This is a genomic window from Fontibacillus phaseoli, from assembly GCF_003337355.1.
GTDB classification, from domain to species: domain Bacteria; phylum Bacillota; class Bacilli; order Paenibacillales; family Paenibacillaceae; genus Fontibacillus; species Fontibacillus phaseoli.
Genome location: NZ_QPJW01000002.1, coordinates 93,802 through 106,788, shown reverse-complemented (window position 1 = coordinate 106,788; position 12,987 = coordinate 93,802). Strand labels below are relative to the sequence as shown.

Genomic DNA, 12,987 nt, shown 5'->3' with positions numbered 1-12,987 from the left:
TCATATCGTGATTGGCGGTTGCCGGTAATCCCGGAATAGATCGTTGGTGTCGTGTCCCGGCATGGCGTTCGCATAAACGGCTGAAGCTTGCAAGTCGAGTTCCAGATGACGATTGTTTAGTCCGGCTGTCCGAGTCACGATGGGAAGGGTAGCGGTTTTCTTCATCTGCTTCAACAGCTCCCGTCCGGTTTTGTTGAACCCCAGCACCCGCAAATATCCAGGACCTCCGGCTAAAACGGCCGGAGATAGGGCGGAACGGGCATGTTGCAATAGTACGTGGAGCAAGGTACGCTGAAGCTTGGTATGTGTGTAGCGTTTTGTTTTTAGCTGTTTTAGCAATTGCGTAACCGTGGCTTCTTCCAGCTGAGGCAGCAGTTTTTTGATCCGGTATTCCAGACCCTCGTTCATTTCGTGGTGCGTCGCGAGCTCCGCGGGCGAACAGAGCAGAAGCCGGTGAAACAGCTGCTGCGCAAAGCTGTCCCACGTGACGGGCCCGCGGCCCGCGGCGAATTCGCGGGCCAGGATAGCCGTCGTGGACGGCGGCAGGTAAGGCGCGGCGGCTTCCAGCCCGCCGGCCCCGGCCAACAGCGCCCGCACGGCGGTGGCGCTGGCGATCGCGGCGTCCTGCGGCGCCGCGTCGTGGTAACCCGCGGCCCGCCGCCGCACCGTGAGCGGCGCGATGCCGCTATGCAGCCGCCGCAGCGCGATCAGGTAGTGCAGCCCCAAACTGTTGTTGGGCTGCATCAGCAGCGCTCGCGCTGCGGCGGCATCGCCGCCCGGGCCGGCGCAGGCGCGCGCGGCGGCCGCGGCGTAAGCGGCGGGGTAGCTCGCCCCTGTGGCGAGCTCCTCGGCCACCGCCGCCTTGAGCGCGGCGCTCTCGTCCGCGAGCCGCGCTGCGAGCGGCTGCAGGTCTTCGAGCGCCCCGGCCTCGCTGCCGAAGCAAAGATGGCTCACGACGCCGGTCGCCTCTAGCGTGGCGACGGCCCCGTGAGCGAACCATTCGGCCGGCTGCACCGCATACGCCACCGGCAGCTCCAGGACGAGATCGACGCCCAAATGCAGCGCCATCTCGGTTCTGGCCCACTTGCTCACAATAGCGGGCTCGCCGCGTTGCAGGAAGTCGCCGCTCATCACGGCGACGACGGCATCGGCTTCGGCCAGCGACTTCGCCTCCGCAAAGTGGTAGGCATGTCCGTTATGGAGCGGGTTATATTCGACGATCAGTCCGACTATGTTCACTGTTCTCTCACCTTTGGGTATATTTTATATGAATATATCACAACAAGCCGTTTTGACCGAACGACATGGAGCATGTACAGGGAAATGCGGCTGGACTGTTGACAAAACTTACTTAAAATCGGTATAATAATTTTTGTTTGTTTGGAGTGATATTCATGATTTTACATTTTCGTCAGTTGGCTTCTTCCGAACAGCCGCTTGAGTTGCATCAAGGGCTGGATGTAAGCCGGGTAATCAAGGGACGTAAAGATATCACCGGTGCAGGACCTCTGCAAGCCGACTTGCGTGCTGAGCCCGCAGGAGGCGGCGTGGTAAAGGTGACAGGTACGCTTACGGGCGAACTGGACATGACCTGTTCCCGTTGTCTGAAACCCTTGAGTCACAAAGTCGATATCAAATTTGAAGAAAGCTTCAAGCAAAGCGATCATCCCGAGGCAGAATCGCAGGATGAAGATGAAGAAATTCAGGTTGTGGCCGAGGATAAAGTGGATCTGACGCCGTATATCGAAGAATCTTTTCTTCTGAATCTGCCGTTTGCGGCCTTGTGCAAGGAAGACTGCAAGGGGCTTTGCCCGAACTGCGGAACCGATCGGAACGAGCGGGATTGCGGCTGCAATACGGAGCGGATTGATCCTCGTCTGGCCTCGCTCAGCGATTTTTTCAAAAAGTAAATGGGATTGTAAACAAACCGGAACCCGGGTTGACTTGAATAAGGAGGTGGGAACCATGGCAGTACCTCAACGGAGAACGTCCAAAACGCGCCGCGACAAACGCCGCACGCATTTTAAATTGGCTGTGCCGGGCATGGTAAAATGTGAACAATGCGGAGAATTGAAGCTTGCTCACCACGTATGCAAAGTATGCGGAACATACAAATCGAGAGAAATTATCAACCAATAATCTTGGTTTGAATTTCCTCAAGGACTCAAATAGTATCTCATTTCGGTGAGATGCTATTTTTTTTCGGCCGCTCCTGAGAAAATTGAACGAATGCTTTGCCCCTTTCTTTTTTCAAGGAGATGTTTTATACTTAAATTTAGTACCTGGTTCTAAAATTAGAAGATAATGATATGAAATATATAAATCTGTTTTTCAAAGGGGGGGATATCCATCGATCGTTTGCCTAAAAGAGCGAGGCAGCAGCAGCTTATGAAATTGATTGAAGACAATCCGTTCGTAACGGATCAGGAATTGACCCGGCAACTGAAGGTCAGCATTCAGACTATTCGGCTGGACCGGCTGGAGCTCGGCATTCCTGAGCTCCGCGAACGGATGAAGCTGATGGCCGAGCGTTCCTATGATCAGGTACGCTCCCTGCCGCTGCACGAGGTGATCGGGGATATCGTCGATCTGCAGCTGGATAAAAGCGGGATCTCCATTTTTGAAATTCGCGAGGAGCACGTTTTTTCGCGGACAGGCATAGCGCGGGGACATCACGTGTTTGCCCAGGCGAATTCTCTGGCTGTCGCCGTGATCAATGACGAGATTGCATTAACCTTTTCCGCGGATATCCGGTTCATCAGGTCGGTTCATCTAGGGGAGAAATGCATCGCCAAGGCCTATGTTCGCCCGGTATCCGGCAACAAGGGCAAAGCTAAGGTTGAAGTTTTCACTTATGTAGGTGAAGAAATGGTGTTTCAAGGGAACTTTGTCATCTATCGTTCGACCGGCGATGACAATCCCAATGAGGAAGGGAGAAGGTAGGCATGCGAATCGCGATTGATGCGATGGGGGGAGACCATGCGCCGAAAAGTTCCGTGGAGGGCGCTTTAGCAGCGGCAAGGGAATGGAGCGACGCAAATATCATTTTGGTCGGCCGCAAGCAAGACCTGGAGCCGCTGATGATCAATGCCCCGTCCAACCTGAGCATCCACCATGCGGAAGAGGTCATCGATGCGGAGGATGAGCCGGTAAAGGCGGTTCGCCGTAAGAAGGATGCTTCGATGGTCGTTGCCGGCCGTATGGTGCGGGAGGGCGAGGCCGATGCGATGATTTCGGCGGGCAATACGGGCGCCCTGATGACGACGGGATTGCTCGTGGTCGGCCGGATGGAAGGAATCGAACGGCCCGCTCTGGCGCCGATGATTCCAACCCTGGATGGCCGCGGCGTACTGGCGCTGGATTTGGGCGCGAACATGGATGCCAAGCCCGAGCATCTGGCCCAATATGGCTTGATGGGCAGCATTTACCGCCAAAAAGTGCACGGCATTGCCAAGCCCCGCGTAGGGTTGCTCAATGTCGGGACTGAGGCGAAAAAGGGCAATGAGCTGACCAAGGCGGCTTATCCGCTGCTGGAAGAAATGCCAATCGAGTTCGTAGGCAATGTGGAGGCCCGCGATGTTTTGACCGGGGCCTGCGACGTTCTGGTGTGCGACGGTTTTGCCGGCAATATCCTGCTCAAAACGCTGGAAGGAACAGCCGGTGCGATGTTCTCACTGTTGAAGCAGGAATTCACGAAGTCGTTAAAGAACAAGCTGGCCGCGGCAGTCCTGATGCCTTCGATGCGGGGGCTTAAGCAGACGCTGGACTACAAGGAGCACGGCGGCGCGCCGTTGCTTGGTCTTAGCGGACTCGTCGTCAAGGGACATGGCTCCTCAGACGGGGAAGCGATTAAAAATGCGGTTCGTCAAGCGCGCGTAGCGGTTCAAAGCCGTCTGACGGAGAGCTTATCTGAGGAAATCAGCGGGAAGCGGGTGGCAGAATGATGAGTTTTCGTTCAATAGGTATTGTCGGGTTCGGTAAATATGTTCCTGAAAAAGTGTTGACCAACGCAGATTTGGAAAAAATGGTGGAGACGAATGACGAGTGGATCGTTTCGCGGACGGGAATCCGCGAGCGTCATATCGCTGCACCGGAACAGGCAACCTCCGACCTGGCATATGAAGCGGCCGTGCGGGCGCTGAAATCCGCCGGTTTGGCAGCGGAAGATCTGGAGTTGATTATCGTCGCGACGGTAACGCCGGATACGACGTTTCCTTCGACAGCCTGCATTTTGCAGGACAAACTTGGAGCCAAAAAAGCGGCAGCCTTCGACTTGTCCGCCGCCTGTTCGGGCTTTGTGTACAGCATGGCTACGGCGAACGGTTTTCTTCAGACAGGTATGTATAATAATGCCCTGATTATCGGTGCGGACACCCTTTCCCGTATTACGGATTATAGCGACCGGAATACATGCGTCCTGTTTGGGGATGGAGCCGGTGCGGTAGTACTGGGCGAAGTACCGCAAGGTCGCGGCTTCCTTTCCTTCGATCTCGGCGCGGAAGGCGCCGGAGGGGCGCTTTTGAAACTGGAAGGCGGAGGCTCCCGACTGCCCGCTTCGCAAGATACCGTTCAGGGCGGAAAGCACTTCATTTACATGAACGGCCGGGAAGTATTTAAGTTTGCCGTGCGGGTCATGGGCACGGCAACGGAGGAAGTATTGCGCAAAGCCGGCAAGAGTAAAGAAGACATCGATCTTTTCGTACCTCATCAGGCCAATATCCGTATTATCCAGTCCGCGATGCAGCGGCTTGATCTGCCGGAGGAAAAATGCGTAATCAACGTAGATAAATATGCAAATACGTCCGCGGCTTCGATTCCGCTAGCGCTTGTTGAAGCGGCAGAAGAGGGGCGGATGAAGGAAGGCGACACGATCCTGCTCGTGGGCTTCGGTGGCGGTCTCACGTGGGGCGCCTCCGTGCTGGTCTGGTAATAGATAACAGTATTTACTTCAGCGTTACAATAAGGGGTGCTTTACAGTATGGGTAAAATCGCTTTTGTTTTCCCGGGACAGGGTTCCCAGAGCGTAGGAATGGGCAAGGATATGTATGACAACCTGCCTGAAACTCGGCGAATGTTCGATAAAGCCGATGACGTGCTTGGTTTCACGCTCACGAAGCTGATTTTTGAAGGTCCGGAAGCGGAATTGAGACAAACGGCCAATACGCAGCCGGCACTTTTGACGACAAGCGTAGCGCTTTGCGAAGCTTTTGCGGGTAAAGGGATTAAGCCCGATTTTGTTGCAGGTCACAGCCTGGGCGAATATAGCGCCTTGACGGTTGCGGGAGCGCTTTCGTTTGAGGACGCCGTTGCAACCGTGCGCGCCCGTGGTGAATTCATGGAGCAAGCCGTACCCGGCGGGCAGGGAGCAATGGCGGCCGTGCTTGGAGGCGAACGTCAAGCGCTGGCAGGTTTGTGCGCCGAGATTACGCAAGCCGGCGACGTGGTAGAACTCGCAAACATCAATTGTCCCGGACAAATTGTCGTATCCGGCAGCAAAGAGGGCGTAGCCAAAGTGGTTGAGCGCGTCAAGGAGATTGGCGCAAAACGGGGGATCCCGCTTGAGGTCAGCGGACCGTTCCATTCGTCCTTGATGACTTCCGCTGCCGAACGATTAAAGGGGAAGCTGTCGCACGTTCCGTTCAAGAATGCCGATATTCCAGTCGTTGCGAATGTGACGGCGCGGCCCGTCGAAAACGCAGAGGATATTTCCGGACTGCTCGTCCGGCAGGTGTATAGCCCTGTATTATGGGAAGACAGCGTAGCTTGGCTGATCGCTCAAGGGGTTGATACGTTCGTCGAATTTGGACCAGGCAGCGTACTGACCGGGTTGATCAAGAAAATCGACAAAAGTGTTCGTACCTTCAATGTGAGCGGACTTGAAAGTCTGGAGCAAACTGTGGGAGCTTTGAATCAAACCGTATAAAGACTGACAAAACCAACCTTTTCTGGTATTTTATAGTTTGAATGCCCTGCTATAATTTTTAGCTTTTCTCGGGAAGGAGATGAAGAATGTATGTCAAAAATTCTTGTAGGTCAAAATGCCCTGGTTACAGGTGCATCAAGAGGCATCGGTCGTAGCATCGCCCTGGCGCTTGCCGAGGCCGGAGCGAATGTCGCCGTGAACTATGCCGGTAATGAAGCCGCGGCGGCTCAGGTTGTGTCCGAAATCGAGGCCCTGGGTGTCAAAGCCTATGCGGTAAAGGCACATGTCGGGAATAGCGGACAATTTGACGAGATGGTCAAAGGCGCGCTTGATGCATGGGGGCGTCTCGATATTCTGGTAAATAATGCCGGGATTACTAGAGATAATCTGATCATGCGGATGAAAGAAGAAGAGTTCGATGATGTCATTGAAACGAATCTGAAGGGCGTATTTAACGGAATTAAGGCCGTAACCCGTCCCATGTTGAAGCAGCGCTCGGGACGGATCATCAATATTTCCTCGGTGCTCGGTGTTCTCGGCAATGTGGGTCAGGCCAATTATGTGGCCGCCAAAGCCGGAGTCATCGGGCTGACGAAATCGTCCGCGCGCGAGCTGGGTTCTCGTGGGATTACGGTGAACTGTATCGCTCCCGGCTTTATCGAGACGGATATGACCGACCAGCTTTCGGATGAACTGCGGCAAGGCATGCTGGGCAATATCCCGCTTGCCCGGCTCGGGCAGCCTGAAGAAATTGCGCAGGTTGTTGTTTTTCTGGCCTCGAATAGCGCATCCTATATGACGGGTCAGACGCTGCATGTCGATGGCGGGATGTATATGTGATTTACAATCTCGCTTCTATGGCATTTTACTTTTAATTCTCGTATAATACCAAGGAGGAGGTGAACCGGATGTCCGATGTATTGGATCGCGTAAAACGCATTGTTGTGGATCGCCTCGGCGCAGATGAAGCCGAAGTGACGCTTGAAGCGTCTTTCAAAGATGATTTGGGTGCTGATTCGCTCGATGTTGTAGAATTAGTAATGGAACTCGAAGATGAATTCGACCTGGAAATTTCAGACGAAGATGCAGAGAAGATTACGACCGTAGGTGAAGTTGTAAACTACATACAATCTCATACCTAAAGTCATCTTAAAAAGTCCCGTACCTCCTTATCAAGCAGGCGGGACTTCTCCTCATCTTGAGAGGTTGTCCAATCTTCACTTTTTAATCACGAAATCAATTTTACACATGAAGTCTATACGAGGTGAATGTGTTTGAAACATAGAGTAGTAGTAACCGGCATGGGAGCCGTGACGGCACTCGGTTATGACCTGGATACATTCTGGAACAACCTGAAGCAGGGGAAATCCGGCGTATCCGTGATCGAGTCGTTTGACGTCAGCGAATATCCGACTCAAATTGCCGCTTCGGTGAAGGATTTTAATCCTGAAGATTACGTTGATCGCAAGGAAGCAAGAAAAATGGACCGGTTCGTTCAATTTGCGGTTGCTGCTGCAACCAGCGCATTGAAGCACAGCGGACTGAATATAGCCGAGCAGACCGACCCGGAGCGGGTAGGCGTTATGATCGGCTCGGGAATCGGTGGTTTGGGTACGTGGGAGGATCAGCACAATATTTTGCTGCAAAAAGGTCCAAAACGGGTTAGCCCGTTCTTCATTCCCATGATGATTGCAAACATGGCCTCCGGGCATGTATCGATTCTGTTCGGGGCTAAAGGGCCAAACAGCACGGCGGTGACTGCGTGCGCGACCGGAACTCATTCCATCGGCGATTCGTACAAGCTGATTCAGCGCGGCGATGCCGATGTGATGATTTGCGGCGGCGCGGAAGCAACGATCCGTCCTACCGGTCTGGCGGGCTTCTGTGCGATGCGGGCGATGTCGACCCGCAACGACGAGCCGGAAAAGGCCAGCCGGCCTTTTGATTCGGAACGCGACGGATTCGTGATGGGCGAAGGCTCAGGCATTCTCATTCTGGAATCGTTGGAGCATGCGCAGAAACGCGGCGCCAAAATCTATGCCGAGGTCATCGGCTACGGTCTTAGCGGGGACGCCCATCATATGACGGAACCGGATCCGAACGGACCGGAACGTTGCATGAAAATGGCGATTCGCGACGCGGGCATCGACCCTAGCGAGGTGGATTACATCAACGCGCACGGGACGTCCACGCCGGTCGGCGACAAGTCGGAGACGATCGCGATCAAGCGAGCTTTAGGCGATCATGCGTCTAAAGTGGCGATCAGTTCCACCAAATCGATGACAGGCCATCTGCTTGGCGCAGCCGGAGGCGTGGAAGCCGTCATTTGCGGTATGACACTGCAAACCGGCATCATCGCACCGACCATCAATCTGGATCACCCGGATCCGGAATGCGATCTGGATTATGTCCCGAACGTTGCCCGAGAAGCGGATGTACGGATTGCCATGTCAAACTCCTTTGGATTTGGCGGGCATAATGCCACGATTATTCTGAAGAAATTCGAAGCATAAGGGGACAGTCTGTTGAGTGGAGATCTGAAGCAGTTACAACAAAAACTTCAACTGGCATTCCAAAATAAACAGCTCTTGAAACAGGCTTTTACGCATGCGTCCTATGTGAATGAACACCGGTTCAGCCAGCATGAGGACAATGAACGGCTGGAGTTTCTTGGAGATGCGGTTCTTGAATTGACGGTATCGGAACATTTATACCGGATTTTTCCGGACCGGCCTGAAGGCGAATTGACCAAGCTGCGCGCGGCGATTGTCTGCGAGCCCTCACTGGTGAAATTTGCGGAAAGTCTGGAGTTCGGACAATACGTCCTCCTGGGTAAAGGAGAGGAACTGACAGGCGGAAGAACCCGTCCTGCCTTGCTCGCAGACGTGTTTGAATCTTTTGTCGGTGCACTCTACCTGGATCAGGGACTGGAGGCGGTGACGACCTTTCTTCACCGTTACGTGTTCACCCAGATCACGCTGGATGGCAAGCTGCAGACGACCGATTATAAAACGGAACTGCAGGAGCTGACCCAGCATCACAATATGGGCGTACTGGAGTACCGGATCGTTGAGGAACGAGGACCGGCGCATGAACGGGAATTCGTGTCCGAAGTGTTCATGGACGGACGCGGCCTGGGTCGGGGGAACGGCAGATCGAAGAAAGAAGCCGAGCAGCAAGCGGCGGCCGTTGCCTTGGAGCGGCTCAAGCAAACGGAACAGAATCCCTCATAACCGGTTCGGTTTCCATGGAACTCAGGCAGGTGCAAGCGGATGGATATGCAGCCTTAGTCGGGCTTTGACCGGCTAAGGCTTTTTTTCGTTTTCAGTACAATATCGTATGATCTATAGCATTTTGATGGATCCGACTTGGAATGTTCGGTCCATAACGGCACCTCTGTTTCTGTTTTATACGCCTGTCCTATGGAGCTGCCGGTATGGTACAATAGTCGTCAGAGGTGATCTTGAACGTATGTTTTTGAAACGGATCGAGTTAGCAGGTTTTAAATCTTTTGCCGACAAGACGGAAATGGAATTCGTCCGGGGAATCACTGCTGTAGTGGGACCGAACGGTAGCGGTAAGAGCAACATTTCCGACGGAATCCGCTGGGTCTTAGGTGAGCAGAGCGCCAAATCGCTTCGCGGCGGGAAAATGGAAGACATTATTTTTGCCGGTAGCGATGCGCGGAAAGCAGTGAATTACGCGGAGGTTTCTTTAACCCTGGACAATACGGATCATGCCCTGCCGCTGGATTTCAGCGAGGTGACGGTGACCCGCCGTGTTCACCGCAGTGGGGACAGCGAGTATTTGATCAATAAACAGTCTTGCCGGTTAAAAGATATTACAGAGCTGTTTATGGATACGGGGATCGGAAAGGAAGCCTATTCGATTATCGGGCAGGGGCGGATCGAGGAGATTTTGAGTACCCGTTCGGAAGATCGCAGGGGTATTTTCGAGGAAGCTTCAGGCATTGTCAAATATAAGAGCAGGAAGCGCGATGCCCGGCGCAAGCTCGACGACACGGAACAAAATCTGCTGCGTATTCACGATCTGGTCAGTGAACTGGAGGATCAAGTCGGCCCGCTCAAAGAGCAGTCGGATAAGGCGCAAAAATTCAAGGAACTGCGCGAGCAGTTGAAAAATAAAGAAATTTCGTTGTATGTGCATCAAATTGAGCAAATCCATGAAACGTGGAGCGAGGCCAACGCCAGGCTGACCAAGCTGCAGGATGAGCAAACGGCTCTGTCAACGGTCGTATCGGCCCACGATGCGAAGCTGGAAAGCGACCGGCTTGCACTCCGTCAGGTTGAAGATCAGATTGAAGTACTTCAGGGGCAGTTGCTGGAATACAGCGAGAGCTTCGAGAAGAGCGAGGGCTTCGGCGAGGTGCTTAAGGAACGATCCAAGAACCTTACGCAAAACCGGGAGCAGCTTCGGCAATCGCTTTCTGTCAGCGAGGAGCGATATGCTCAGCGGGCTGCGGAAATGGAGAAATTGGCGTCCAATTTCGCGGCTGCGGAGAAGCAACTCAGCGAGCTGCGGACGGAACTGTCGGCCGAGGAAGCGAAGCTTGTCGGCGTTACCGGCGGGATCAGTCAGGCGCAGGAGGAGGGTCTCAAAGGGCAACTGCTTGAGATCATGAACCTGATGGCTCAAGCGAGAGGCGAAATCCGTTCGGCGGATCAGCAAAAAGAAGGCGTGCAGCGCCGAATGGCCCGTTCGGAAGAGGAAGGCGCCAAATGGCGGGACGAACTGGAACGGCTGAAGGGCAAAAAAAGTGAGATTGAGCGTACGCTGCAGCAGCTCGGGAAAGAAATCGCTGATCTGCGGGGCAAGTACATTTCGGAAAGCGAACGGGTTCAGTCGTTGCAGAAGCTGGCGGAGGAGAGCCAAAACGGGATCCGGAAATGGGAACAAAAGCGGGAAGGGCTGGTGTCCCGCCGCGATACGATGAAGGAGATGGAAGAGGACTTCGATGGTTTTGCGCTTGGCGTCAAGGAAGTGCTGAAAGCATCCCGGAAGTCGGCGCTCACCGGTGTTCATGGTGCCGTTGCCGAGCTGATCCGCGTACCGGAGAAGCTGGAAATCGCCGTAGAGACGGCGCTCGGCGCTGCGATGCAGCACATTGTCATGGAAAATGAGGCCGTGTCCCGGCAGGCGATTGCCTTCCTGAAGCAGCGCCAGTTGGGTCGGGCGACATTTTTGCCGCTCGACGTCATCCGGCCACGGCAAATATCTGCCGCAGACAAGCGGCAAATGGAGGAAGCCGAGGGCTTTGTAGGCATTGGTGCGGAGCTGGTCGGTTTTGAGCCACGGTATGCGGACATCGTCGGCAGCCTGCTGGGCAATGTGGTGTTTGCCAGCGATCTGGAAAGAGCAAACAAAATGGCGGCCCGCTGTCAGTACCGGTTCCGGATCGTTACGCTGGATGGCGATGTGGTCAATGCCGGCGGTTCGATGACCGGGGGGAGCCAACACCGAAAGAACAGCAATCTGCTGGGCCGGAAACGTCAGCTTGACCAATTGGCCACGGACATTACTGAAAGTGAAAATATGCTGGATAAACTCCGTAAAGGTCTTAAGGATCTCCGCGAACAGATGGAATCGGCGGAACAGGAATTGGAGAAACTGCGTGAAGCCGGCGACCGTAAGCGTTCGGAAGAGCAATCTGTTGCGGGCGATCTGAAGCAGGTTGATCACGAATGGAAACATGTCTCGGAACAATTCCAATTGTATGGTCAGGAGAAAGGCCATTACATCAAGGAATTGGAAGATCTCGATAAAAGCAAGGCGGAGGCTGAGGCGAAGCTGGTGGAACTGGAGAAGGAGGAGCAATCCGTCCAACAGTCCATTCAGGCGGCCGAGTTTGCCCGTAAAGCGAACGAATCGGCCAAAGAGGAACTGCAGGATCTGCTTACCGGACTGAAAGTCCGTGAAGGCAAGTTGGATCAGGAAGGTTACTCGCTTCGGGAACAATTGCGGCGTGCCGAAGAAGACTGCAGCATCTTGAAGCGGGAACTGGATCAGAACCGCAGTATCCTGCAGTCCATCGAAGCCGATTTGAAGCAAAATGAGCTGCAAAGCGTTAGCCAGCGCGAGGACTTAAATGATTACAAGCTGAAGAAGGAACGCGCAAGTGAACAGTTGGAGCTGGAACGTGCCTCCCGCGCCGTGTTGGTAAGAAAACTGGAGGAAGGCGAAAGCGAAACGAAAGAGCAGCGACTAGGCCTGAAAACGGTGGAAGAGCAGCTAAGGCAGACGGAAATCCAGGCTAACCGTCTCGACGTGGAGCTGGACAATATTCTACGCAAGCTGGCCGATGATTACGAGCTGAGTTATGAACGAGCCAAGCTGCGTTACTCGGTACCTGAAGATGTGCCGCAAACCCAGGCAGACGTAAAAGAACTGAAACGGCAGATTACGCTGCTGGGCGAGGTGAACTTAGGGGCCATTGAGGAATACCAGCGTGTATACGAGCGCTACCAGTTCCTCAGCGAGCAAAAAGATGATCTGGTGGAGGCGAAAACGACGCTGTATCAGGTCATAAAAGAAATGGACGAGGAAATGTCTAAACGGTTCAAACATACGTTTGATGCAATCCGCCGCGAGTTTGTTATCGTCTTCTCGAAATTGTTCGGCGGCGGACGTGCCGATCTGATTTTGATCGATCCGGAAAACATGCTGGAAACCGGAATCGACGTCGTTGCTCAGCCGCCGGGCAAGAAACTTCAAAACCTGCAGCTGCTTTCAGGCGGGGAACGTGCTTTGACCGCTATGGCATTGCTGTTCGCGATCCTGCAGGTGAAGCCGGTCCCGTTCTGCGTACTGGATGAAGTGGAAGCCGCTCTTGACGAGGCAAACGTGGTTCGATTTGCCCAGTACTTGCGCGAGTTCTCCGAGCAGACCCAATTTATCGTCGTGACTCACCGCAAAGGAACTATGGAAGAAGCGGATGTGCTGTACGGGGTCACGATGGAAGAAGGCGGCGTTTCCAAGCTGGTATCGGTCAAGCTGGAGGACGAGGAAACGATGGAAATTGCCTGACGTGAATAAACTAGGAGGGA

The 12,987-nt window shown here is 54.0% G+C and carries 12 protein-coding genes; 11 read left to right on the top strand and 1 reads right to left on the bottom strand.

What is annotated here, in order from left to right; genetic code table 11:
• Positions 1-1,239, bottom strand: coding sequence for a nucleotidyltransferase (locus DFP94_RS07890; RefSeq protein ID WP_114495934.1), 1,239 nt, complete (start codon positions 1,237-1,239; stop codon positions 1-3).
• A 155-nt stretch (positions 1,240-1,394) separates the two neighbouring features.
• Here DFP94_RS07890 and DFP94_RS07885 point away from each other — a divergent pair, with 155 nt between their 5' ends.
• From DFP94_RS07885 to smc, 11 genes are all read left to right on the top strand, one after another.
• Positions 1,395-1,910, top strand: a complete 516-nt coding sequence (locus tag DFP94_RS07885) for a YceD family protein (protein WP_114495933.1) — start codon at positions 1,395-1,397, stop codon at positions 1,908-1,910.
• A gap of 55 nt (positions 1,911-1,965) precedes the next feature.
• Positions 1,966-2,139: a 50S ribosomal protein L32 gene (gene rpmF / locus DFP94_RS07880; RefSeq protein ID WP_018750828.1), complete on the top strand. Its 174-nt coding sequence runs from the start codon at positions 1,966-1,968 to the stop codon at positions 2,137-2,139.
• Between the two features lie 219 nt (positions 2,140-2,358).
• Positions 2,359-2,943 (top strand): transcription factor FapR, encoded by a 585-nt coding sequence (fapR, locus tag DFP94_RS07875; RefSeq protein WP_114495932.1) that lies wholly within the window; start codon positions 2,359-2,361, stop codon positions 2,941-2,943.
• Positions 2,944-2,945: 2 nt separating this feature from the next.
• The gene (gene plsX, locus DFP94_RS07870; protein WP_114495931.1) at positions 2,946-3,944 is read left to right on the top strand and encodes a phosphate acyltransferase PlsX; all 999 of its coding nucleotides are present in this window, start codon (positions 2,946-2,948) and stop codon (positions 3,942-3,944) included.
• On the top strand, positions 3,944-4,930 hold the full coding sequence (locus DFP94_RS07865; RefSeq protein ID WP_425459244.1) for a beta-ketoacyl-ACP synthase III: 987 nt from the start codon (positions 3,944-3,946) through the stop codon (positions 4,928-4,930). The genes plsX and DFP94_RS07865 overlap by 1 nt, the downstream gene beginning before the upstream one ends.
• Before the next feature lie 48 nt (positions 4,931-4,978).
• Entirely contained in the window at positions 4,979-5,923 is a 945-nt protein-coding gene (gene fabD / locus DFP94_RS07860; RefSeq protein WP_114495929.1) for an ACP S-malonyltransferase, read from the top strand.
• 90 nt (positions 5,924-6,013) lie between these two features.
• Positions 6,014-6,763, top strand: coding sequence for a 3-oxoacyl-[acyl-carrier-protein] reductase (gene fabG / locus DFP94_RS07855; protein WP_114495928.1), 750 nt, complete (start codon positions 6,014-6,016; stop codon positions 6,761-6,763).
• 68 nt (positions 6,764-6,831) lie between these two features.
• On the top strand, positions 6,832-7,065 hold the full coding sequence (gene acpP, locus DFP94_RS07850; protein WP_018750834.1) for an acyl carrier protein: 234 nt from the start codon (positions 6,832-6,834) through the stop codon (positions 7,063-7,065).
• 132 nt (positions 7,066-7,197) lie between these two features.
• Positions 7,198-8,436 (top strand): beta-ketoacyl-ACP synthase II, encoded by a 1,239-nt coding sequence (gene fabF / locus DFP94_RS07845; protein ID WP_181873062.1) that lies wholly within the window; start codon positions 7,198-7,200, stop codon positions 8,434-8,436.
• A 12-nt stretch (positions 8,437-8,448) separates the two neighbouring features.
• Positions 8,449-9,156, top strand: a complete 708-nt coding sequence (gene rnc / locus DFP94_RS07840) for a ribonuclease III (RefSeq protein ID WP_114495926.1) — start codon at positions 8,449-8,451, stop codon at positions 9,154-9,156.
• Between the two features lie 238 nt (positions 9,157-9,394).
• Positions 9,395-12,967, top strand: a complete 3,573-nt coding sequence (smc, locus tag DFP94_RS07835; protein ID WP_114495925.1) for a chromosome segregation protein SMC — start codon at positions 9,395-9,397, stop codon at positions 12,965-12,967.
• Positions 12,968-12,987 lie beyond the last annotated feature (20 nt).

Coding starts and splice junctions, on each gene's coding strand:
- DFP94_RS07885 (WP_114495933.1), top strand. CDS start 1,395: ATGATTTTACATTTTCGTCAGTTGGCTTCTTCCGAACAGCCGCTTGAG.
- rpmF (WP_018750828.1), top strand. CDS start 1,966: ATGGCAGTACCTCAACGGAGAACGTCCAAAACGCGCCGCGACAAACGC.
- plsX (WP_114495931.1), top strand. CDS start 2,946: ATGCGAATCGCGATTGATGCGATGGGGGGAGACCATGCGCCGAAAAGT.
- DFP94_RS07865 (WP_425459244.1), top strand. CDS start 3,944: ATGAGTTTTCGTTCAATAGGTATTGTCGGGTTCGGTAAATATGTTCCT.
- fabD (WP_114495929.1), top strand. CDS start 4,979: ATGGGTAAAATCGCTTTTGTTTTCCCGGGACAGGGTTCCCAGAGCGTA.
- fabG (WP_114495928.1), top strand. CDS start 6,014: ATGTCAAAAATTCTTGTAGGTCAAAATGCCCTGGTTACAGGTGCATCA.
- acpP (WP_018750834.1), top strand. CDS start 6,832: ATGTCCGATGTATTGGATCGCGTAAAACGCATTGTTGTGGATCGCCTC.
- smc (WP_114495925.1), top strand. CDS start 9,395: ATGTTTTTGAAACGGATCGAGTTAGCAGGTTTTAAATCTTTTGCCGAC.